The 21870-nt window shown below is 71.2% G+C and carries 21 protein-coding genes; 11 read left to right on the top strand and 10 right to left on the bottom strand.

Annotation, left to right across the window (positions count from 1 at the left end; all coding sequences use genetic code 11):
- Nucleotides 1-2 precede the first annotated feature (2 nt).
- The 5 genes from ftsL to FK531_RS08920 all read right to left on the bottom strand — a co-directional run bounded on the left by ftsL (nucleotide 3) and on the right by FK531_RS08920 (nucleotide 3861).
- Entirely contained in the window at nucleotides 3-755 is a 753-nt protein-coding gene (gene ftsL / locus FK531_RS08940) for a cell division protein FtsL (protein ID WP_246098024.1), read from the bottom strand.
- Complete coding sequence (gene rsmH, locus FK531_RS08935; protein ID WP_142098251.1) at nucleotides 752-1768, bottom strand: 16S rRNA (cytosine(1402)-N(4))-methyltransferase RsmH; 1017 nt, start codon at nucleotides 1766-1768, stop codon at nucleotides 752-754. The genes ftsL and rsmH overlap by 4 nt, the downstream gene beginning before the upstream one ends.
- 170 nt (nucleotides 1769-1938) lie before the next feature.
- Nucleotides 1939-2370, bottom strand: a complete 432-nt coding sequence (gene mraZ, locus FK531_RS08930) for a division/cell wall cluster transcriptional repressor MraZ (RefSeq protein ID WP_142097867.1) — start codon at nucleotides 2368-2370, stop codon at nucleotides 1939-1941.
- A gap of 500 nt (nucleotides 2371-2870) precedes the next feature.
- Complete coding sequence (locus FK531_RS08925) at nucleotides 2871-3293, bottom strand: SCO2097 family morphological protein (RefSeq protein ID WP_142097865.1); 423 nt, start codon at nucleotides 3291-3293, stop codon at nucleotides 2871-2873.
- A gap of 169 nt (nucleotides 3294-3462) precedes the next feature.
- Complete coding sequence (locus FK531_RS08920; RefSeq protein ID WP_142097862.1) at nucleotides 3463-3861, bottom strand: SAV_6107 family HEPN domain-containing protein; 399 nt, start codon at nucleotides 3859-3861, stop codon at nucleotides 3463-3465.
- A gap of 153 nt (nucleotides 3862-4014) precedes the next feature.
- Between FK531_RS08920 and FK531_RS08915 the strand changes: the two genes are divergently transcribed.
- The 5 genes from FK531_RS08915 to FK531_RS08895 are packed head-to-tail and all read left to right on the top strand — an operon-like array spanning nucleotide 4015 to nucleotide 8961.
- On the top strand, nucleotides 4015-4629 hold the full coding sequence (locus tag FK531_RS08915) for a GNAT family N-acetyltransferase (protein WP_246098022.1): 615 nt from the start codon (nucleotides 4015-4017) through the stop codon (nucleotides 4627-4629).
- Nucleotides 4630-4660: 31 nt separating this feature from the next.
- Nucleotides 4661-6238 carry a phytoene desaturase family protein gene (locus FK531_RS08910; RefSeq protein WP_142097853.1) on the top strand — a complete coding sequence of 526 codons (1578 nt, stop codon included), beginning with the start codon at nucleotides 4661-4663 and terminating at the stop codon, nucleotides 6236-6238.
- Complete coding sequence (locus tag FK531_RS08905; RefSeq protein WP_142097827.1) at nucleotides 6235-7062, top strand: carotenoid biosynthesis protein; 828 nt, start codon at nucleotides 6235-6237, stop codon at nucleotides 7060-7062. Before FK531_RS08910 ends, FK531_RS08905 begins: the two co-directional genes overlap by 4 nt.
- A gap of 31 nt (nucleotides 7063-7093) precedes the next feature.
- Nucleotides 7094-7813, top strand: coding sequence for an LppM family (lipo)protein (locus tag FK531_RS08900; RefSeq protein ID WP_142097825.1), 720 nt, complete (start codon nucleotides 7094-7096; stop codon nucleotides 7811-7813).
- Complete coding sequence (locus tag FK531_RS08895; RefSeq protein ID WP_246098020.1) at nucleotides 7810-8961, top strand: glycosyltransferase family 2 protein; 1152 nt, start codon at nucleotides 7810-7812, stop codon at nucleotides 8959-8961. The genes FK531_RS08900 and FK531_RS08895 overlap by 4 nt, the downstream gene beginning before the upstream one ends.
- A gap of 49 nt (nucleotides 8962-9010) precedes the next feature.
- Here the strand turns inward: FK531_RS08895 and FK531_RS08890 are convergent, their stop codons facing one another.
- Entirely contained in the window at nucleotides 9011-9934 is a 924-nt protein-coding gene (locus tag FK531_RS08890; protein ID WP_142098245.1) for a methylenetetrahydrofolate reductase, read from the bottom strand.
- 102 nt (nucleotides 9935-10036) lie between these two features.
- On the opposite strand from FK531_RS08890, the gene FK531_RS08885 reads away from it, so the two are divergent.
- The 4 genes from FK531_RS08885 to FK531_RS08870 all read left to right on the top strand — a co-directional run bounded on the left by FK531_RS08885 (nucleotide 10037) and on the right by FK531_RS08870 (nucleotide 15407).
- Nucleotides 10037-11125: a polyprenyl synthetase family protein gene (locus tag FK531_RS08885; RefSeq protein ID WP_142097822.1), complete on the top strand. Its 1089-nt coding sequence runs from the start codon at nucleotides 10037-10039 to the stop codon at nucleotides 11123-11125.
- Nucleotides 11125-12660 carry a phytoene desaturase family protein gene (gene crtI, locus FK531_RS08880; RefSeq protein WP_142097819.1) on the top strand — a complete coding sequence of 512 codons (1536 nt, stop codon included), beginning with the start codon at nucleotides 11125-11127 and terminating at the stop codon, nucleotides 12658-12660. The genes FK531_RS08885 and crtI overlap by 1 nt, the downstream gene beginning before the upstream one ends.
- A 184-nt stretch (nucleotides 12661-12844) precedes the next feature.
- A complete protein-coding gene (locus tag FK531_RS08875; RefSeq protein ID WP_142097816.1) occupies nucleotides 12845-14431 on the top strand; it encodes an alpha-(1->6)-mannopyranosyltransferase A in 1587 nt (528 codons plus the stop codon).
- A gap of 1 nt (nucleotide 14432) precedes the next feature.
- Nucleotides 14433-15407, top strand: a complete 975-nt coding sequence (locus tag FK531_RS08870; RefSeq protein ID WP_142097813.1) for a phytoene/squalene synthase family protein — start codon at nucleotides 14433-14435, stop codon at nucleotides 15405-15407.
- On the opposite strand, the gene FK531_RS08865 is transcribed toward FK531_RS08870, so the two are convergent.
- Nucleotides 15404-16291: an SDR family oxidoreductase gene (locus tag FK531_RS08865; protein ID WP_142097810.1), complete on the bottom strand. Its 888-nt coding sequence runs from the start codon at nucleotides 16289-16291 to the stop codon at nucleotides 15404-15406. The genes FK531_RS08870 and FK531_RS08865 overlap by 4 nt on opposite strands.
- 108 nt (nucleotides 16292-16399) lie before the next feature.
- On the bottom strand, nucleotides 16400-16768 hold the full coding sequence (locus tag FK531_RS08860; RefSeq protein ID WP_142097808.1) for an Rv2175c family DNA-binding protein: 369 nt from the start codon (nucleotides 16766-16768) through the stop codon (nucleotides 16400-16402).
- Nucleotides 16769-16857: 89 nt separating this feature from the next.
- On the opposite strand from FK531_RS08860, the gene FK531_RS08855 reads away from it, so the two are divergent.
- Together FK531_RS08855 and FK531_RS08850 are read left to right on the top strand one after the other, a co-directional pair.
- Nucleotides 16858-18909, top strand: coding sequence for a Stk1 family PASTA domain-containing Ser/Thr kinase (locus FK531_RS08855; RefSeq protein ID WP_246098019.1), 2052 nt, complete (start codon nucleotides 16858-16860; stop codon nucleotides 18907-18909).
- A 135-nt stretch (nucleotides 18910-19044) separates the two neighbouring features.
- Nucleotides 19045-19455 (top strand): hypothetical protein, encoded by a 411-nt coding sequence (locus FK531_RS08850; protein ID WP_142097802.1) that lies wholly within the window; start codon nucleotides 19045-19047, stop codon nucleotides 19453-19455.
- Between the two features lie 15 nt (nucleotides 19456-19470).
- Here FK531_RS08850 and FK531_RS08845 read toward each other — a convergent pair whose 3' ends face one another.
- Complete coding sequence (locus FK531_RS08845; protein WP_142097799.1) at nucleotides 19471-20229, bottom strand: VOC family protein; 759 nt, start codon at nucleotides 20227-20229, stop codon at nucleotides 19471-19473.
- A gap of 186 nt (nucleotides 20230-20415) precedes the next feature.
- The gene (locus FK531_RS08840; protein ID WP_142097797.1) at nucleotides 20416-21801 is read right to left on the bottom strand and encodes a class II 3-deoxy-7-phosphoheptulonate synthase; all 1386 of its coding nucleotides are present in this window, start codon (nucleotides 21799-21801) and stop codon (nucleotides 20416-20418) included.
- Nucleotides 21802-21870: the final 69 nt, after the last annotated feature.

The following is a 21870-nucleotide window of genomic DNA, read 5'->3' as shown; positions in this document are numbered from 1 at the left end:
CGTCACCGCTGACCGCCCGCGCTACCTGCCTGTCCTGACGTCGTGCGGGCCTGGTTCATGGGAACCAATTGTTCACCCTGCGGGAGCAGTTGCGGCTGATTGGCTGCCAGCGGCGTGCCGGGCCGCGTCGCGACCGCCGTCGGGGCGGCACCCCGGGGCGTCTGCGCAGCTGCGGCCGGGTTGGCCACCTGGAGACCGGTGTTCGCCGCGGTGTTGCCGGGCTGCTTGTTCAGCGGCGGCACCGGGGCACCCTGCGCCGGGGTCGGCTTGCCGACGACCTGGACGCCGCCGTGGTCGTCGACGACCAGTCGCGCGACGTCCTTGGCCGGGATCATGCCGAGGTCGGCCGCCTTGCGCGCGAGTTCCGGTGCCGAGGTCGCGACCTGGTAGTCGCGCTCGAGCGCGGCGCGCTGCTCGATCAGGCTCTGGTTGTGCGCCTTCGCCGCGCTCAACTTGTACGAGTCCTCCGCGGCACGCGTGGTCAGCAGCAGGGTGACGGCCAGTCCGACCGACAGCAGCCCGATGATGCTGGCGACGAACGGGATTCGCGCCTTGAACGAGCCACGCTTGACCACCTCGGCAGCTGTCCCGGTGGAGGCGCGCTGGCTGCGCTTGGCGTAGGCGCGCTGTGCGGCAGTCTTCTTCGTGGACTTGGCGGGAGCATTCGAACGGGACGGGATGGTCGCGGGCGCGCGGCCGTGCACCTTCGGCCGAACGGTCGTGGCACTGCTGCGATCACGCACGGGAACTGTCATGCCGTCACCCTCCTCGAAATCCGTTCAGCGCTCCGCAGTCGGACCGGTGCCGACCGCGGGTTGTCCTCGATCTCCTGCTCGCTCGCCCGTTCCGCGCCGCGGGTGAGCAGTTCGAACTCCGGTCCCATTCCGGGCAACTCCACCGGAAGCCCTTCCGGGCTACGGGATTTGGTGCGCGGGGTCAACTCCTGCTTGACCAGGCGGTCCTCGAGCGACTGGTACGACATGAACACCACCCGCCCCCCGACCGCGAGAGCGTCCAGGGCCGCCGGGATCGCGGCGCGCAGCGAGTCGAGTTCACCGTTGACCTCCACCCGCAGCGCCTGGAAGGTGCGCTTGGCAGGGTGACCGCCGGTACGGCGGGTGGCCGCCGGAATCGCCGCGTAGAGCACCTCGACCAGCTGGGCGCTCGTGGTGAACGGTTCGATCTGCCTGCGCCGCAGTACCTCCGAGGCGATTCGCCCCGCGAAGCGCTCCTCGCCGTAGGTGCTCAGCACGCGGGCGAGTTCGCCGTGGCTGTATGTGTTGAGGATGTCCGCCGCAGTCAGACCCTTGGTCGGGTCCATCCGCATGTCGAGTGGGGCGTCCACCGAGTACGCGAACCCACGGTCGGCCTCGTCCAACTGCATCGAGGAGACGCCGAGGTCGAACAGGATTCCGTGCACCGACTCGACCTGGTCGAGTCCCGCCAGTTCGAGCGCGTCGACAATGCCGTCATACCTGGTGTGCACCAACGTGACCCGGTCCCCGAACGGGGCGAGCCGGGCGCCGGCGATCTCGAGTGCCGCCGGGTCCCGGTCGAGTCCGATGAGCTGCAGGCCCGGGTAGGTCCGGAGAAAGTGTTCGGAGTGGCCGCCGAGACCGAGCGTCGCGTCGATCATCACCGCGCCGTCCGCGTCCGGCGACTCACGGGTGAGGGCGGGGCCGAGAAGTTCGTCGGCCCGGCCGAGCAGGACCGGGATGTGGCCGAACTCGCCGGAGGAGGGGGACGGGTTGACCTCGTCGTCCACGATTGCTACCTCCGGGTTTCGGTCCTGGCTGCGGGTGCTGACGGTCCTGGGAGGGGAAGTGGGGGCGAATGCCTCGAGGTCCCTGTCCGATGGGCCGGACCTGGCGCTGGGGAAGTGCGTCAGGGCCGGCGTCGGGCAGAGGCCTCGCGGCACTCGCCGAAGCGGTGGGTGCGCTAGAGGATCTCGCTCAGTGGCTCGGATCTTGCTTGGGAGTAGCTCTCTTCGTTCTCCTCCGAGTAGGTCTGCCACGCCCCCGCGTCCCAGATCTCGAGGAAGTCGACCGATCCGATCACCACGCACTCCTTGGACAACCCGGCGTAGCGCCGATGGTCCGCGGAGAGGGTGATCCGTCCCTGGGCGTCGGGATGCTGCTCGTCGGCGCCGGCCGCGAGTCCGCGAACGAAGGCCCGGGCTTCCGGGTTGCTCCGCGATGCGGCTGCGGCTCGTCGCGCGAGTGCGGCGAACTCTTCTCGGGGATACACCGCGAGGCTGTGGTCCTGCCCTTTCGTGACCATCAACCCTCCCGCCAGTGCATCGCGAAACTTCGCAGGCAACGTCAGTCGCCCCTTGTCGTCGAGCTTCGGCGTGTAGGTACCGAGAAACACTCGACACCTCCCACTGCGTATCCCGAACTTCGATGAGTCGAACTTCGAACGCCCTATGCCCTCAGCGGTCACCTTGCTCCCCGCTGCGCACCACGTTACCCCACTTTGCCCCACTTTCAAGGCCAACAGGCCGCCAAGTTCGGCCTGTCGCAGGTGAATCCGCAGTTCACAGCGGTGGCGCGCAGTGGGGGAAAAGTTGTGTGGCTTCGGCCACGGCGGCCGTGCTCGACCGTCGACCGGCCAGGTTGGCCGCAAAACTCCCAGGTCAACCGGAGGCTCGGCGACCCGGACACGCGACCGCGGGGCATCGAGGGGGGAATGTGGGGAGCGGAGGGATTCTCGCGAGCGAGGAGGTGCGCGGGAGCACTGGATGCACTGGATGCACTGGATGCACTGGATGCACTGTGCCCGAAACAAAGAAATGGCGCGGCACCTGTCGGTGCCGCGCCGATCGAACCGTAGCTACCACGACCCGCCCCGACGGACGGGGCCGAAGCGACCTATTCCTGCTCGAACCTTCTCTTGAACCGATCTTCCATGCGCGACGAGAACCCACCGCCGGCCTTGCGGCCGCCCGAGGGCTTGCCTGCGCCCGAACCCGATGCGGGACCGGACTTCTCGTCTCGCACTGCCGCGTGGCCCTTCTTGGTTCCTCCCATGAGGAACAGGACCCCGGCTCCAAACATCACAAGGAAGCCGAGCAGGCTGACGATCAGGAGCGCGTCCGCCTTCGCCGCAAGCGGAATGCCCGCGACAAGTAGGACGAGCCCGAGAACGAAGAGGGCCCCCGCCTGCAGCCGTCGCTTGCTCGAGGCGGCTCGCATTCGGCCTCCCCTCACAGAGGAGGCGAACTTGGGGTCTTCGGCGTAGAGAGCGCTCTCGATCTGATCGAGCATCCGCTGCTCGTGCTCGGAGAGTGGCACGGTACCTCCCCCGGCACTGAAATGGTGGCGGCCGTTTCGTTGGGTCGAAACGACCGGTTGCCGACGATCGCGGCTACCTGTCGTCAATGATACGAGTACGCGGGACGGCGTACCACCTAGTCCAACAACGAGTTGAGAACCAATTTCTCGACCGGCCGCAATCCCGCTGCTAGGCAGACCTCCCCACGATCACCACGGGCGCCATGTCGAGACGGTTCTCACCCCCCAGATGATCCTCGACCGCGGTGAGGAAACGGGACACCTCACGATGGAAACGATCCGCCTCGGCCGCGGTGACGGTGCGGGAGATACCGGCCTCGATCGCCGCCCTCGTCGCGGAATGGCCCGCGAAGAACTCGGCCCACGCCGCGAACGTCGGTTCCACCTTCGCCAACTGGACCCAGGCACTGCGCGAGCCCGATCTCGAACGACGACCGGCGAGCGCCGCACCCGCGCCCCGCAGCGCCGCCAGGTAGGCGGCCCGGAACCGATCGGAGGGATCACGCGCGCCCGCCGCCTCAGCCAGCAGCGAGTCCGCCCGATCGAGCAAGTTCACTCGTAGTGCCATCTTCCGCACACCTCCCGCATGCACAGGGTTGGCCTTAGGCTCGGCAATCCGGAGAAGCCCGCTTCCCTCGCGCTTCGCCGGATTGCCGACATCGAACATTCGTTCGATGTATTCAATATAGCTGCACCCACCGACACGTCGTCAAGAGAGAGGGTGAGTCCGGTCGACACCAACGCCGCGCCACGACTGGTCGAACTGTCCGCCCACGAACTGCGCCGCCGCCTCGACGAGGCTCTCGCCATCTATGTCGAGGCGATGGGCTATCCGAGGGGCACCGAGTTCCACCGCGCACCGATGTGGACCGAGCACACCTCGCGGCCCGGCTGGCGCGCCGTCGCGGCCCTGTCCCCTGCCGCACCCGGTCAGCACGAACGGATGGTCGGCATCGCCTACGGCTACCGCGGCGCCGCCCATCAGTGGTGGCATCAGCAGGTGCGCGACGGCATGAGCCGCTCCGGCGCCGACGACCAGCAGATCCACGAGGTTCTCGGCGACTACTTCGAGCTCACCGAACTGCACGTCTCCCCCGGCGCCCAGGGCCACGGCACCGGCGAGGCGATGCTGCTCGCACTGCTCGCCGGCCGGCCCGAGCGAGGCGTGCTGCTGTCGACGCCGGAGGTGCCCGAGGAGGACAACCGCGCGTGGCGGCTCTACCGCAGACTCGGATTCACCGACGTGGTACGCCATTTCACCTTCACCGGCGACAGCCGGGCGTTCGCCGTGCTCGGCCGCCCCCTGCCGCTCGACCACCACAGCCTGCCTCGATAGCGGTGTCGGAGCGCCGCGCTAGCCTGACCTGATGATCGACGCGGTAGTGGTGGGTTCCGGGCACAATGCGCTGGTCTCGGCGTGCTACCTGGCCCGGGCCGGCTGGTCGGTGGAGGTGCTCGAACGCGACACCGTCCTCGGCGGCGCGGTCTCGACCGTCGAACGCTTCCCCGGCCACCAGGTCGACCGGGGATCCTCGGCGCACATCATGATCCGGCACACCGGCATCGTCGAGGACCTCGAACTCGCCGACCACGGACTGCGCTACCTGGACTGCGACCCCTGGGCATTCGCCCCCGCACCCGCCGGGTCGGGACGGCCCGGCATCGTCTTCCACCGCGACCTCGACCGGACCTGCCGGTCCGTCGCCGAGTCCTGCGGCGCGGCCGACGCACACGCCTACCGTCGCTTCGTGGCGGACTGGGGGCCGCGCTCCGCCTCGGTCATGCGGTCCTTCGGCGGCCCGCCGACCGGCGGCCGACTGGTCCGCTCGTTCTGGGGCCTGGACACCGGTGCCGGCGCGGCAGCACTGTCCCGCGAGTTCCTGTCCTCGGGGGATGCCTTGTTGGACAACTACTTCGACGACGAACACCTGAAGGCTGCGCTGGCCTGGTTCGGCGCCCAGTCCGGACCGCCGATGTCCGAGCCGGGCACCGCACCGATGGTCGGGTTCGCCGCACTGATGCACACCCTGCCGCCGGGTCGTGCGGTCGGCGGCAGCGGGTCACTGACGCGGGCGCTGGCGTCCCGACTGGCCGCCGACGGCGGGACCGTCCGGCTCGGCGACGCGGCGGTCGAACTGCGTCGCGACTCCGGCGGCTGGACCACCCGCACCGCGTCCGGCCGCGAGGTGCGCTCCCGGGTGGTCGTCGCCGGCTGTCACATCCTGACCACCCTGGACCTGCTCGACCGCGGCGGCCACGACCGCGGCCAGATCGACGACTGGCGGCGCCGGATCCGGGTCGGGCCCGGAATCGGGATGGTCGTGCGCCTGGCCACCGACGCCCTGCCCGAGTATCCGAGCGCCCCAGACGGCGAGACTGTCACCTCGGGTCTGCAGCTGCTGGTCTCCGACCGCGCCCAGCTGCGCCTCGCACACGGCTCGGCGCTCGCCGGCGAGTTGCCGCCCACTCCGGCGGTACTCGCGATGAGCTTCAGCGGAATCGACCCGAGCCTGAGTCCGCCCGGCGAGCACCAGGTGACACTGTGGTCCCAGTGGCACCCCTACGCACTCAGCGGCGGGCGACGCTGGGCCGACCTGGCCGAGGCGGAGGGCGATCGCGTGGTGGCCGAGATCGAGCGGCTCGCACCGGGATTCACCGCGTCCGTGCGCCATCGCCTGGTCCAGTCCCCCGTCGACATCGAGTCGGAGATGGGCCTGATCGGCGGCAACGTCATGCACGTGGAGATGTCGCTGGACCAGATGTTCATGTGGCGTCCACTGCCCGAACTGTCCGGGCACAGAGTGCCCGGCGCCACGGGGCTGTACCTGACCGGCGCGTCCACCCACCCCGGCGGCGGCGTCTCCGGCGCGAGCGGGCGCAGTGCGGCATCAGTGGCGTTGTCCGACGCACGATTCGGGCGGCTGCGGCGCATACTGCACCGATGACCGGCCGCGCGGTTCCCGCCGCACTGGCAGCCCTCGCCGTCGCCGCGCAGATCGCCTACCCGCTCGTCGCGGGCACCGCACGGGACGACGTGACCGTCGTCGTGGTGCTGGCTCTCGCGGCCGCGGCGCTGGCGCACGCCTGGACCGTTCGGGGCGCACGCTGGACGATCGCCCTGCTGGCCGTCACCGCGGGGCTCGGTCTGGCATCCGAGTTGGTCGGCACCGCAACCGGATTCCCGTTCGGCTGCTACGACTACGCGGTCGGCAGGCTCGGCCCCGCCGTCGCCGGCGTGCCGCTGGTGGTGCCGCTGGCCTGGACCGCGGGCAGCTACCCGGTGTGGTGCGCGGTCACCCACCTGGTCGGCCGGGACCGCCCCGGCCCGCGCATCGCGCTCACCGCGGTCGGGATCGTCGGCTGGGACCTGTTCCTGGACCCGCAGATGGTCGTCGACGGCCAGTGGCGATGGTGCTCACCGCACACCGGGCTGCCCGGACTGGGCGAGATCCCGTGGACCAACTACGTCGGCTGGCTGCTGGTCGCGATCGCGATGGCCGCGGCCCTCGCCTCCGTCGACGCGCGACTGGCCGTTCGTGAGCCGACCGTCGCGGACGACGCGGTACCGCTGGCACTGTTCCTGTGGACGTGGCTCGGCTCCGCGCTGGCGCATGCGGTGTTCCTGGGACCGCAGCTGCGGTGGTCGGCCGTGTACGGGCTGGTCGGGATGGGCGTGGTCGGTGTTCCGCTGCTCGGGCGGCTACTGCGGCGGGCCGGGCCCCGCGCGCGCGACACCCCTTCCCGGCGCGCCGCGGACCCTACCGCCTGACACCGCGAGGGCGGGCTGGCACCATGTCGATGTGCAGCCGCCCCTCACTCGCGCCCGACCACGGTCCCGCGCACGCCTGTTCGCCCTGTCCGCGCTCCTGCTGATCTGCGTCCCGCTGCTCAGCGGATGTCTGCGGGTCCAGGTGTCGATGGGGGTGTCCTCCGACGACCGGGTGTCCGGCCAGATCGTGGCCGCCACCGTGCCCGCCAACGACAAGGACACGGGCCCGCAGCTGACCGCGCCGAACTCGCTGGCCAACAAGATCCGGGTGCAGGAGTACAAGCAGGACGGCTATGTCGGCAGTCAGGCGTTCTTCAGCAACCTGACCTTCGGTGAGGTGCAGCAACTCGGCTCGATGTCCGGGCAGGTCGGCAGTGCCGTGCAGTTGAACTTCCAGCGCTCCGGCGACGTGGTCGTCCTCGACGGCAAGGCCGACCTCAAGTCCGTCCCCGACGGCAGCGACGTCCAGTTCAGTGTCGCGTTCCCGGCGCGCGTCGCGACCACCAACGGCACCCGCGACGGCGATTCCATCGTCACGTGGAAGCTGCCGCCCGGCGAGGTCACCGCCATGCGCGCGGAGGTCCGCTACGCCGATCCGAACACCCGCAGTTTCGCCGGCTGGGCAGGCATCGTGACCGGGGTGGCCCTCGGCGTCGCCGTGATCGTCGGCGCCATGGCCTACCTCGGCCGCAACCGCTCGCCACGCTTCGAGCACCCCGACGCAGCGGGCAAGGACAAGCAGAAGGTGTGAGTCGGCTGCTGCGGGTGCTGGTCCGGTCCGGGGCGGTCCTGTCCGGGTCCGGCGTGGCGATCGCGGCGCTCAACGCCCGCACGCTTCCGCGCCTGGACCGGCGGGCCGCGGCGACGACCGAACCGGTCACCGTCTGCATTCCCGCCCGCAACGAGGCCGCCGCCGCGCCTGCGTTGATCGCAGACCTGCGCGCCCAACGCGGCGTCGCCGACCTGCGCGTGCTGATCCTCGACGACGACTCCACGGACGGCACCGGCGCGGCGGTGCACGACGCGATCGACGGCGACGCCCGCTTCGCCGTGCACCGCCGCGACGGGGATCCGCCACCCGGTTGGGTGGGCAAGCCCGCCGCCTGCGCCCGGCTCGCCGAACTGTCCACCGCCCGCGACGGCGTGCTGGTGTTCCTCGACGCCGACGTGCGGCTGGCACCGGAAGCGCTCGCCGCGTCGGTCGTCGAACTGCGACGGTCGGGCGCGGACCTGTTGTGCCCGTGGCCCTTCCAGGTGGCGGTCAGCGCGGCTGAGCGCGTCCTGCAACCGCTGCTGTGCTGGTCGTGGTTCGCCACCGCCCCGGTGCCGGTCGCCAATCGCAGCGCCCGCCCCTCGATGGCGATTGCCTGCGGGCAGTTCCTGGTGTTCGACGCGGCCGGGTACCGGGCGGTCGGCGGTCACCGGGCCGTGGCCGGCAGCGTGGTCGAGGACCTGGACCTGGCTCGGGCACTGCGACGGTCCGGCGGGCGGACCGTGGTCGTCGCTGCGGGCGACCTGGCGCACTGCCGGATGTACGACGGGGCGCTGCAGGCGCGCGCCGGTCACGGCCGATGGTTGTGGACCGCATTCGGGTCACCGGCAGGCGCGAGCGCGGTGCTCGCCGCGGCGCTGGCGGCGTACCTCGTGCCGCCGTTGGCCGCGGTGTTCGGCCGGGGCCGTGTCCGCCGGTGGGGGCTGGCCGGGTACGGGTGCGCGGTCACCTCCCGACTGCTGGCCCGGCGCACCGAGTCCGGCGGCAGGCTCACCGCCCGCGACGGTGTGGACGCGCTCGCTCACCCCCTGTCGGTGGTGGCGCTGACCGCGCTGACCGCGGACTCGCACCTGCGCCACCGCCGCGGCGGCCACACCTGGAAGGGCAGGCGGCTGCGCCACCTGTGAGTCCTTCCGGCCCCCACACGGGCCAGAAGGACTCACGGGCGCGGAGCGCCTAGTGCACCGTCGCGGCCATGCCGAGGTTGGTCAGCACCTCGCTGGTCGCGCGCGCGAAGTTGAGCGTGATGAAGTGCAGGCAGGGGGCACCCTCCGCAATCAACCGCTCACTCATCTCGGTGGCAACCTCGATGCCGATCTCACGGACCGCGGCGCGGTTCTCCTCCGGACCGTCGCCGGCGGCGCGGGTGAGCCGTTCCTCGAGAACGGGGGGCAGCTTCGATCCCGACAGTTCGAGGCTGCGGCGCGCCGACCGCAGCGAGGTGATCGGCATGATCTCCGGGATGATCGGCTTGGCGCCCTGCTCGGCGTCGAACTTCGCGACCCGGTCCCGCAGCCGCAGGTAGTCCTCGACGTCGAAGAACATCTGGGTGATCGAGTACTCGGCGCCCGCCCGCAGCTTCGAGACCAGGTACTTCGTGTCGTGTTCGAGGTCGGGCGCGCGGTAGTGCCCCTCCGGGAACGACGCCACCCCGACGTGGAAGTCGCCCATGTCCCGCACCAGCCGGACCAGGTCCTCGGCGTACTCCACGCCGTCGGGATGCTTGACCCATTCGCCGAGTGGGTCACCGGGCGGGTCGCCGCGCAGCACCAGGATGTTGCTGATGCCGCGGTCGGCATAGGCGCCGCACATCGCACGCAGTTCGTCGATGCTGTGGCCGACCGCCGTCAGGTGCGCGACCGGAAGCAGCGTGGTGTCCTCGGCGAGCTGTCCGGTGACCCGGACGGTGCGGTCCCGCGTCGACCCGCCCGCGCCGTACGTCATGGACACGAAGGCCGGACCGAGCCGCTCGAACGCGCGGACCGCGCGCCACAGCCGCGCCTCGGCGTCGGCGTCACGCGGCGGAGAGAACTCCACCGAGAACGGGATTCGACCGTTGCTCGCACCGATCCGGTCCACGATGGACGGGGTGTGGGTCACCCAGCCCTCGCTCGAGCGTCCCCTGACGCCATCAAAAGTCACCGGTCAATCATAGTGGCGGCCGTCCGGGTCGATCCCCGGCGGACTACTAGGGTGTCGGTCATGAGTACCCCTCCCGACCCGATGACCTCGGTACCCCCGGCCGTCGAGTCGGCTCTGCGTGAGTTCTTCGCCAGCCGCCGCCCCGGCACCGACGCCGTCGGCGGGACGTTCACCGACGCGGTCGCGGCCCTGGAGGCCTTCGTGCTGCGCGGCGGCAAGCGGGTACGACCGGCATTCGCCTGGACCGGCTGGCTCGGCGCGGGCGGCGACCCCGCGGGACCCGACGCGGCGGCGGTGCTGCGCGCCTGCTCGGCGCTGGAGCTGGTGCAGGCCTGCGCCCTCGTGCACGACGACATCATCGACTCGTCTCGGACCCGGCGCGGCTTCCCGACCGTGCACGTCGAGTTCGCGGACCGGCACCGCGCCGGCCGGTGGTCGGGCGAGCCGGGCCGGTTCGGTGAGTCGATCGCGATCCTGCTCGGCGACCTCGCGCTGGCCTGGGCGGACGACATGGTCCGCGAGTCCGGGGTCGACGCGGCCGCGCAGACCCGGCTCGGGCCGGTGTGGTCCGCGATGCGCACCGAGGTCCTCGGCGGGCAGTACCTGGATGTCAGCACCGAGGTCACCGCCGACGAGTCGGTCGCCGCGGCGCTGCGCGTCAACCGGTACAAGACGGCGGCGTACACGATCGAGCGTCCCCTGCACCTGGGTGCGGCGCTGGCCGGCGCCGACGACGACCTGATCGCGGCCTACCGCGAGTTCGGCACCGACATCGGCATCGTCTTCCAGCTGCGCGACGACCTGCTCGGCGTGTTCGGCGATCCGGAGGTCACCGGCAAGCCGTCGGGCGACGACCTGCGCGAAGGCAAGCGGACCGTGCTGTTCGCCGAGGCACTGTTGCGGGCCGACGAGAGCGACCGCGGCACCGCGGACGTGCTGCGCCGCAGCATCGGCACCGACCTCTCCGACGAGCAGGTGCACCGGCTGCGCACGATCATCACCGACCTGGGTGCGGTCGACGCGGTGGAGCGTCGCATCGACGAGCTGACCTCCTCGGGCCTGCGGGCGCTGGAGTCCTCGTCGGCGACCGCGGAGGCCAAGGCCAGCCTGCGGGCGTTGGCGATGGCCGTCGCCCGCCGCGACGCCTGATGCGGGTCGTTTCCGGGCGCACCGACCGGGTGGTGGTCGTCGGCGCGGGGCTGTCCGGGCTCGCGGCGGCGCTGCACCTGCGCGGGTCCGGCCGCGAGGTGACGGTGCTCGAGCGAGATCCCACGGTGGGTGGCCGGGTGGGCATCCACACCGGTCCGGGTTACGAGATCGACAGTGGCGCAACGGTTCTGACGATGCCCGAGCTGGTGTCGGAGGCGCTCGCCGCGGTCGGCGCGGACTTCGAGAGCGTCGAGCCGCCGCTGCGACTGCGACAACTCGAACCGGCCTATCACGCACGGTTCGCCGACGGCACCGCGCTCGAGGTGCACTCCGACGCCGAGTCCATGGCCGCGGAGGTCGCCCGGGTCTGCGGGCCCGCGGAGGCGACGCGGTACCGCAGACTGCGGGCCTGGCTGGCGCGGCTGTACGCCGCCGAGTTCGACCGCTTCATCGACGCGAACTTCGACTCCGCCCTGGACCTGGTCTCCTCGCGTCCGGCGTTGGCCGACGTGAGCACCCTGGTCCGGATCGGCGGGTTCGGCAGGCTGGGGCCGAAGGTCGCCCGTTTCGTGCGGGACCCGCGCCTGCAGCGGGTGTTCACGTTCCAGTCGCTGTACGCCGGTACCAGTCCGGCGACGGCGCTGGGCATCTACGGGGTGATCGCACACATGGACACCTCGATGGGGGTCTACTTCCCCGACGGCGGGATGCGCACGATCGCCGAGGCGATGGCGAGCGCGTTCACCGCGGCCGGCGGCGTGCTGCGACTCGACAGCGAGGTCACCCGCATCGAGTACGACGGCGATCGCGCCCGACGGGTGCACACCGCCGACGGCGTGAGCCACGAGGTGGACGCCGTCGTACTCACCGCCGACCTCGGCGGTGCGCAGTCACTGCTACCGCCGCCGCGCCTCCCGCGCAGGCCCGTGCGGCACTCGCCGTCCGCAGTGGTCGCGCACGGCACGATCCCCGTCGAGGTGACCCGACGGTGGACCGGCAGCGGCCACCACACCATCGACTTCGGCGCCGAGTGGGAGCGCACCTTCGCCGAGATCACCGCTCGCGGCGGTCGCGGCCGGCTGATGAGCGACCCCTCGCTGCTGCTGACCCGACCGGCGTGCACCGACGAGAACCTGCTGCTGACCCGCGACGGACAGTCGCACGAACCGCTGTCGGTGCTCGCGCCCTGCCCGAACCTCGACAGCGCGCCGCTGGACTGGTCGGCGCTCGGCGGCCCGTACGTCCGGGAACTGCTCGCCGAGCTCGAGCGGCGCGGCTACACCGGCATTGCCGAGCACTTCCGGGTCGATCTCGTCGACACCCCGCAGACCTGGGCGGACCGCGGCATGTCCGCAGGCACCCCGTTCGCGGCCGCGCACACCTTCGCCCAGACCGGACCGTTCCGGCGCGGCAACCTCGACACCGGCGCGTCGAACGTCGTGCTGGCGGGCTGCGGTACCACCCCGGGTGTCGGCGTCCCGACCGTCCTCGTTTCGGGCAAGCTCGCCGCGCAGCGGATCAGCGGCAGTCGCTGAGGGTGTCACCCCGCCGAACGGCAGGTGAACTGTGTGAAGGCACGCCCGACAGGCACCGCTGATCACGCCGTTTCCCGGGCCCGAGCGCCGAGCTACTAAACTGGGCCACCGTCCACACCTGCCGCGGCCGTTCCGGACGTCCGCGGCGGCCGCGCCGCGCAACCTTGGGGGAAGATCCGCACCGATGACGTCCCCCACTCCCGCTGCCGACGGACGCCCGGCAACCACCGGTGGCCGGCCGCGCGCGATCGCGGACTTCCTGCGCTGCGACGCCGGGCACGCCGCCGTCCTCGGCTTCATCGGCGCGGTGATGATCACCTTCGGCGGATTCGGGTCCGGGGCGGTGCGTCGACAGGATCCGCTGCTCGAGGACCTGCACCTGTCGTGGTTGCGGTTCGGCCACGGGCTCGTCCTGTCCACCGCGATCGTCTGGATCGGTGTGCTGCTCATGATCGCGGCCTGGGTGCGCCTCGGCCGCGCCGTGCTGGCCGACGACGTGACTGTCGGCGAACTGCGCTGGACCGTCCCGGCCTGGACCGCGCCGATGCTGCTCGCCGTCCCGATGTTCAGTCGCGACGCGTTCTCCTACCTGGCCCAGGGCGCACTGCTGCGCGACGGCTACGACCCGTACGCGGTCGGTCCGGTCGCCAACCCCGGTGTCCTGCTCGACAACGTCAGCAACGTGTGGACCACCACGACCGCCCCGTACGGCCCGATCTCCCTGCTGCTCGGCCAGGGCATCACCACGATCACCGGCGACAACGTGATCGCCGGGACGATGCTGCTGCGCCTGACCATGCTGCCGGGCCTGGCCCTGATGATGTGGGCGCTGCCGCGGCTGGCCCGCCAGCTCGGCGGCAACCCCGCGGTCGCGCTGTGGCTGGCGGTGCTCAACCCCCTGATCCTGATCCACCTCATCGGCGGCGTGCACAACGAGATGCTGATGGTCGGCCTGATGGTCGCCGGCATCACGCTGGTACTCGACCGGCATCACGTCGCGGGCATCGCCTTGGTCGCGCTCGGTGTCGCCGTCAAGGCGATGGCCGGGGTGGCGCTGCCGTTCCTGGTCTGGATCTGGATGATCCACGAGCGTGACCGCGCGAGGGACGAGGGCCGCGAACCCCCGTCGCCGCTGGCACTGTTCGCCAGGACCGCGGGCGCCGGGGTCGGGGTGTTCGCCGCGATCTTCGCGGCGGCCTCGCTGATCGCCGGGGTCGGCCTCGGCTGGCTCACCGCGCTGTCCGGTTCCGCGAAAATCATCAACTGGCTCTCGCTGCCGACGATCATGGCGCACGCCGTGACGGTCGGGACGTCCTGGTTCACCGGTCTCCGGCTGGGACCGGTACTCGAGGTGACCCGGGCGATCTGTGCGGTCGCGATGGTGGTCATCCTGGTCGCCGTCTGGTGGCGGTTCCGCAAGACGCCGCGACAGGCCGTGCTCGGCATCCTGGTCGCGCTCGTGGTCATCGTGGTGCTCTCCCCCGCCGCGCTGCCCTGGTACTACTCGTGGCCGCTGGCGATCGCCGCCGGTTTCGCCATGTCCACGACGACGTTGGTGATCCTGGTCGGATTGTCGACCTGGCTGATGCTGGTGTTCCAGCCGGACGGCTCGATCGGCCTGTACACGCTGCCGCACGTGCTGCTCGCGACGTTCGCCGCGGTCGTGGCAGCGCGGTCGCTGGTCACGGTGGACCCGCTGCGGATCCGGTCCGTCAGTTCCACCGCGGCAGCCGACGCACCGGTGTCCGACCTGGCCACCGTCCGGGACTGACATGACCGCGCTGCACGACGCCGGGCCAGGGGCGGACCTGGCGGGCGGCGACCCGGCCGACAGCGACCTGGCCGGGGCCTACCGGTACTGCCGACAGCTGGCCGCCGAGCACGGCAAGAGCTACTACCTCGCGACCCGCCTGCTGCCCGAGCAGCGTCGCCCGGCGGTCCACGCCCTGTACGGATTCGCCCGGACGGTGGACGACCTGGTCGACGTCGAGGCGGGGGCCGGTCGCCCGGCCGCGGACTGCCTGGCCGAGCTCGACCGGATCGAGTCCGAACTGCTGGCCGCCGTCGCCGGGGCGCCGCGGACGGGCACCCGCGCGGTGGTGCTGGCCGTCGCAGACACCATCGGCCGCTACTCGATCCACCTCGACCATTTCACGGACTTCCTCGCGTCGATGCGGATGGACCTGCCCGGAGCGCCCGACTACCGCGCTGTCTACGCCACGATGGGCGAGCTACGCGGGTACATGCACGGTTCGGCGGCCGCCATCGGATTGCAGATGCTGCCCGTCCTCGGCACCGTCACCGCGGTCGCGGAGGCCGAACCCGCAGCCGCGGCGCTGGGTGAGGCGTTCCAGCTCACCAACTTCATCCGCGACGTCGGCGAGGACCTGCGGCGCGGCAGGGTCTACCTCCCGGCCGACGAACTGTCGGCGTTCGGTGTCGATCCCGACCTGCTGCGCGACTGCCAGGGCGCCGGGACGTCGGATCCGCGGATCGAGCGCGCGCTGGCCCATTTCGTGGCCGTCAACCGCGACTACTACCGGCGTGCTCGGCCCGGGCTGGCGATGCTCGAACCCCGGGTGCGGCCCGGGATGACCGCGGCCTTCGAGCTGTACTCGGCCATCCTCGGCGAGGTCGAGGACGGCGGGTATCGGGTGCTCGACCGGCGCGCGGTGGTGGCGCCGCGGCGACGGGTCGCGCTCGCGGCGCCGCGGCTGCTGGGTTCGCTCGTGGCCGCTGTCCGCTAGCGCTTCGGGTCGGCTTCGTCGAGCGCCTGCATGCGGGCGCTGACCGACCGGCCGAGACCCGCGACCTCCGCGTCCATCTCGGGCAGCAACGTCCCGGCGTTGTTGCGGATGTCGCGTTCGGCGAGCGTGGTCTGCATGAGCGGCTTCAGCCAGCGGGCCACGCCGACCCAGCCGGGCACGTTGATTCGCTTCGCGCGGCGCTCGATGCCCCGCTCGAAACCGCGCCCGCACACCTCGACACTCGTCGTCTTGCCGAGCGGCCCCGGCAGCGCGGCGAGCATCTTCCTGAACGCGGGCAGGTCGGCCTTCGCGTCCTGGACCATCGGGGTGTCGATCCAGGACATGTGTGCCGAGCCCACGTCGACGCCGAGGTGCGCGACCTCGAGGCGCAGCGAGTTCGCGAAGTGCTCGACCCCAGCCTTGGACGCGCAGTACGGGGCCAGCCCCGGCGCGGCCGCGTACGCCGCGGCCGACGAGACGATCAGGACGTAGCCCCGACGTTCGACGATCGACGGCAGTGCCGCCCGCACCGTGTGGAAAACGCCGACGACGTTGACGTCGATCAGGCGCCGGAACGCCGCCGGGTCGACGGCCAGGACGCTGCCGTAGCTGGCAATGCCCGCGTTGGCCATCACGATGTCGATGCCGCCGAATCGCTCGATCCCCTGCGCCACCGCGGACTCCATGGCCGGCAGGTCCCGCACGTCGGCCACGACGGGAAGCGCGTCAGGTCCGAGTTCCGCGGCCATCGCCTCGAGCGGCGCAGCGTCCAGGTCCACCAGGACCAGTCGTGCGCCGCGCCGGTGCACCCGCCGGGCGACCTCCGCGCCGACCCCACGCGCGCCACCGGTGATCAGGACGACCTTGCCCGACAGACTGGTCATGACTGTCGAGCCTAGTTCGCGCGGGCCGGGCCCGACCGGGAATCGGCGTGGCGACCTGGGCGCAAAATCGCCGACCTGGGTCAGTCGGAAAACCCGACCTGGGTCAGGTCAGAAGGCCATCGCCTGGGCTCGGCGGACCACCTCACGCGCGAGGTCGCCGTGCAGGGCGGCCGCCGGGGTGCCCGGCAGCGTCTCGTCCTCGGTGAACAGCCAGCGCAGGATGTCCTCGTCGCTGTACCCGCCGTCACGCAGGACCACCAGCAGTCCGGGCAGGAACCGGACGACCTCACCCTCCTCGACGAAGAAGGCCTCGGGGACGCCGAGCACGCCCGACCGGCGGACCGCGATCAGTTCGCCGTCGCGGAGCATCTGGTGCACGCGCGTGACGGCCACGCCGAGCAGCTTGGCCACGTCGGGCAGCTGCCACAGCTCCACGGAGGGGTCGAGGACGTCGTCGCTATAAGGGATGGCACTCACACCGCTAACGGTATCGGGTGCCGCCGCGGGTCCGTGCCGCTGGCTACCATCGATGCGTACATTGTCGACGGGAAATGGGGTATCTGCGGGTGGGGCCAGGAGATCAGCGACTGATCGGCACACTGCTCGAGCGCCGCTATCGGGTGGACTCCCCGATCGCACGCGGCGGCATGTCGATGGTGTACCGCGGGATGGACCTGCGGCTGGACCGTCCCGTCGCGATCAAGGTGATGGATCCGAAGTTCGCTCAGGATCCGCAGTTCGTGGCCCGGTTCGAGTTCGAGGCGCGGGCGGTGGCCCGGCTCAGCCACCCCGGCCTCGTCGCGGTGTACGACCAGGGCGTCGACGGCGAGCACGCCTTCCTGGTGATGGAACTGGTCGCCGGCGGCACGCTGCGCGAGCTGCTGCGCGAGCGCGGACCGATGCCACCGCACGCCGCCGCCGCCGTCACCGGTCCGGTGCTCGACGCGCTGGCCGTCGCGCATCGCGCGGGACTCGTCCATCGGGACATCAAGCCGGAGAACATCCTGATCTCGGACACGGGCGAGGTGAAGATCGCCGACTTCGGTCTGGTGCGCGCCGTGGCCGGGTCGAACGCGACGTCGAGCAGCGTGATCCTCGGCACCGCGGCGTACCTGTCGCCGGAACAGGTCACCACCGGCAACGCCGACGCGCGCAGCGACGTCTACGCGACGGGCGTGCTGCTGTTCGAAATGCTCACCGGGCGAACGCCGTTCACCGGCGACACCTCGCTGTCCATCGCGTACCAGCGGATCAACGCCGACGTGCCCAGCCCGGGTTCGGTGATCCCCGGAGTGCCCGAGGAGTTCGACCAACTGGTCCTCGACGCGACCGCACGCAATCCCGACGAGCGCTTCTCGAACGCCGGCGACATGTCCGCGGCGCTGCGGTCGGTGAGCCACCAGTTGCAGCTCCCGGCGTACCGCGTGCCCGCCCCGCGCCGCTCGGCACAGCATCTCAGTGCGGCGATGCAGGTGGCAGGCGCCGTCGCCCCCGAGTCGCGTCCCGCCGCCCCGACCGCGGTCGATGCCGCCGCCCCCACCGAGGTGACCGCGGCGCCCGCGACGGTGGCGCTGAGCGCGCATCCGGCGGTCGAACACGCGGCGCCACAGCACACGAAGGTCGTCACCGCCGCGACGCCGCGCTCCGACGACCCGAACGAGCCACCCGCCGAGGCGACACGGGTCCACCGCCACGACGGGGCGCAGTACGACTACCCGGACATCGAGACGCAGCGGCACCGGTCGCGGCGAGCGATGCTGGTGTGGCTGACGGTGATCGTGGTGCTGGCACTGGCGGTCGGGTTCGGCGGCTGGTGGATGGGGTCCGGCCGGTACTCGGCGGTGCCCGCGGTCAACGGGATGGACAGGGCGACCGCGGCGTCCACGATGGCCGCGGCGGGCCTCGACTCCGAGGTCCGCGGCCAGTACTCGAACACCGCTCCGGTGGACGCCCTGCTGGGCACCGACCCGGCCGCGGGCTCTCGGGTGGCCCGCAACGGGTCGGTCGCGCTGCTGGTGTCCCTCGGCCGCCCGGCGGTCCCCGCCCTGACCGCGGGCGAGGATCGCAGCCGGGTCGAGCAGGAGTTGAAGGACCGCACCTTCGTGCCGGTGGACGGCGGCGAGGCCTTCAGCACGAACGCCCCGACGGGCGCGGTCGCCGCGCTCGACCCCGGACCGGGCACGGTGCTCGATGTCGGGTCGCAGGTGCGGGTCGTGCGGAGCAAGGGCTCGCCGCCCGTGCAGATCCCCGACCTGCGCGGCAAGACGGTCGACCAGGCCCGAGCGACGCTGGACGGACTCGGCATCGCGGTGTCCGGCACCGAGGAGGTCTTCGACTCGGGCGTCGACGCCGGCGAGGTGGTCGGGACCGACCCCACAGCGGGCCGCACCGTCGGGGCGGGCTCGACGGTGAAGCTGACCGTCTCGACCGCGGTGAAACTGCCCTCGATGCTCGGGCGCACGGTCGGGTCGGCTCGCGACGAGCTGACCAAACTGGGACTCGACGTGCAGGTCAAGCAGGCGGTCGAGACGGACCGGTCGCTGGTCCTGACGCAATCGCCGGGGGCAGGCGAACGGGTCCGGCCCGGCAGCAAGGTCACGCTGAAGGCATTGCCGTAGCCGGCACCGGGCGCTGAAGCGTGATCGCGGTGCACCAGTGTCGATAACGGCGAGCGGGATGATCGCGATGATCACACCAGCGGGTCTCGTGCCGCCCAGGTATCCGAACCCGCGACCGGAGGAGATGAGGAAATGATGCGCACTTCCGCTCGCCGCACTGCCCAGCTCGCCGCAACCACCACCCTCGCCGCCGCCGCGATCCTCGCTGGGTCCGGCATCGCCTCGGCCGACGAGTGGCCGCCGATCCCGGACTATCCGTCTCCGTCGGTGCCGTTCGACAACACCAACTTCCTGACGCCGGACAATCCCGAGTACTGGAATCCCTTCGTCGCGAAGGACCGGCTCACCTCGCCGTACGGAACGAGCACCCGCATCGTCTGCACCTCGTTCCACGGGGTGCTGACGGGATGCTGGCAGGCCGACCGGGCCGGCAACCCGCATCAACTCGTGCGGCTGCCGGCGGACTTCCCGAACGTCTCCGGATCGTCCATGCCCGGCGGAGGCCCCGGCCACTACGTCTACCCGGTGTGGAACACCGGTAGCTGACAGCGGGCCGCCGGATCAGGACTTCGGCGTGTACACCGCGAACGCTCCGCCCTGCGGATCGGTCAGCAGCGCGAACCTGCCGGTGTCCGGGATGTCGGTGCCCGGCACGTGTACCTGCGCACCGAGAGAGGTCGCCCTCGTCACCGCGGCATCGACGTCGTCGACCCCGAAGTACAGCGCCCAGTGCGGCGGAATCCCGTCCGGGAAGTCGTCGCCCATCGCCATCATCCCGCCGAAGTCCTTGCCGTCCACTCCGAACTGGGTGTAGGCGTCGCCGGCGTTGACCGTCCAGCCGAACACGCTCGTGTAGAACGCCTGCGCCGCGGCGGTGTCCCGGGTGCGCAGCTCGATCCAGCACAGCGCCCCGGTCTCGTTCAGCCGCCCCGCACCCTGGAATGCACGTCCCTGCCAGATCGAGATCACCGCACCGGCCGGGTCGGCCAGGACGGCGAACCGCCCGAGGTCGAACACGTCCATCGGTTCGGCGATCAGCACACCGCCGGCCTCCGTGGCCGCGCGCACGGTCGCGTCGACATCGGCGACCGCGATGGATGCGGTCCACGCGACCGGCTGCCCCTCCTGGTACAGCGGGGTCACCGCGGCGACCGGATCGTCGTCCAGCAGCATCATCGTGTAGCCGCCCGCCTCGGTGTTCGGTTCGGCCTCCGGCTGCCAACCGAGCAGCCCGCCGTAGAACGATCCGGCGGCGTCGATGTCGGTGGTCCCGAGCTCGGCCCAACAGGGCGCGCCGAGCTGCGTTTCGGTGATCTTCATTGCGATTCCCTCACTGACGGTGGTCGGGTGTCGAACGGTCAGATGTGACAGTGATCACCGTGACGCTATCGCCGGGCACCGACAGGTTCGACCCGAGCGGCGAAGTCGTCCGAGATGTCCGGGACGCAGCCCGACGGCCCGCCCCCGGAGTGGGGGCGGGCCGTCGGGCGAGCGGGTCGGGCGGGCTCAGCCGCGCAGCATCTCCGCGACCAGGAACGCCAGCTCGAGCGACTGCTGGGTGTTCAGCCGGGGGTCGCAGGCGGTCTCGTACCGACCCGACAGGTCCAGGTCCGAGATGTCCTGCGCGCCGCCGAGGCACTCGGTGACGTTCTCGCCGGTGAGCTCCACGTGGATGCCGCCCGGGTGGGTGCCCAGGCCGTTGTGCACCTCGAAGAAGCCCTGCACCTCGTCGACGATCCGGTCGAAGTGGCGGGTCTTGTAGCCGGTGGACGCCTCGTGGGTGTTGCCGTGCATCGGGTCGCACTGCCAGATCACCTGGTGACCGGTGGCCTGGACCTTCTCGATGATCGCGGGCAGCAGATCGCGCACCTTGCCGTTGCCCATCCGCGAGATCAGCGTGAGCCGGCCCGGCTTGTTGGTCGGGTCGAGCCGCTCGACGTACTCGACGGCCATCTCCGGCGTGGTGCTCGGACCGATCTTGAGGCCGATCGGGTTCGACACCAGTTCGGCGAACGCGATGTGTGCGCCGTCGAGCTGACGGGTGCGGTCGCCGATCCAGAGGAAATGCGCCGACAGGTCGTAGAGCTTGGGGTGGTCGTCGTCGTTGTCGAGGCGCAGCATCGCGCGCTCGTAGTCGAGCACCAGCGCCTCGTGGCTGGCGAAGATCTTCGCCTGGTGCAGCGTGGGGTCGGTGACGCCGCACGCGCTCATGAACCGCAGGCCGTGGTCGATCTCCTTGGCCAGCGACTCGTAGCGGGCGCCCGCCGGCGAGGACGCGACGAACTCGCGGTTCCAGTCGTGCACCTTGTGCAGGTCCGCCATGCCCGCGCCGGTGAGGGCGCGCACCAGGTTCATCGCGGCGCTGGCGTTGGCGTACGCGCGCACCAGCCGGGACGGGTCGTGCTCGCGCACGGCCGCGTCGGCGACCAGCGAGTTCACCATGTCACCGCGGTACGACTTCAGCCCGAGGGAGTCGACGTCCGCCGAGCGCGGCTTGGCGTACTGGCCGGCGATCCGCGCGACCTTGACCACGGGCAGGCTCGCACCGTAGGTCAGGACGACCGCCATCTGCAGCAGGGTGCGGATGTTGCCCTTGATGTGCGGCTCGGTGTTGTCGGCGAACGTCTCCGCGCAGTCACCGCCCTGCAGCAGGAATGCCTCGCCGCGCGCGACGTCGGCGAGGTTGGCCTGGAGCTGCTCCACCTCGCTCGCGACGGTGATCGGCGGCACGCTCTCGAGCACGGTGCGCATCGCCGCGGCCTGGTCCTCCGGCCAGGACGGCTGCTGAGCGGCGGGCTTGCTCAGCGCATCGTCCAGCTTCTGACGCATCGCTGCGGGCAGCGGCGGAAGTTCGGGCAAGCGGTCGATCGGCACGTCGACAGTCCAGTTCACCCGTACAGGATATTCGTTAACCGGATCGCGGGGCGCAAAGGGTGCGATTCGACTGGCCGAATCGACCGT

It is taken from the genome of Rhodococcus spelaei, from assembly GCF_006704125.1.
Classification (GTDB): Bacteria; Actinomycetota; Actinomycetes; order Mycobacteriales; family Mycobacteriaceae; genus Rhodococcus_G; species Rhodococcus_G spelaei.
This window is presented reverse-complemented; position numbering and strand designations above follow the sequence as displayed.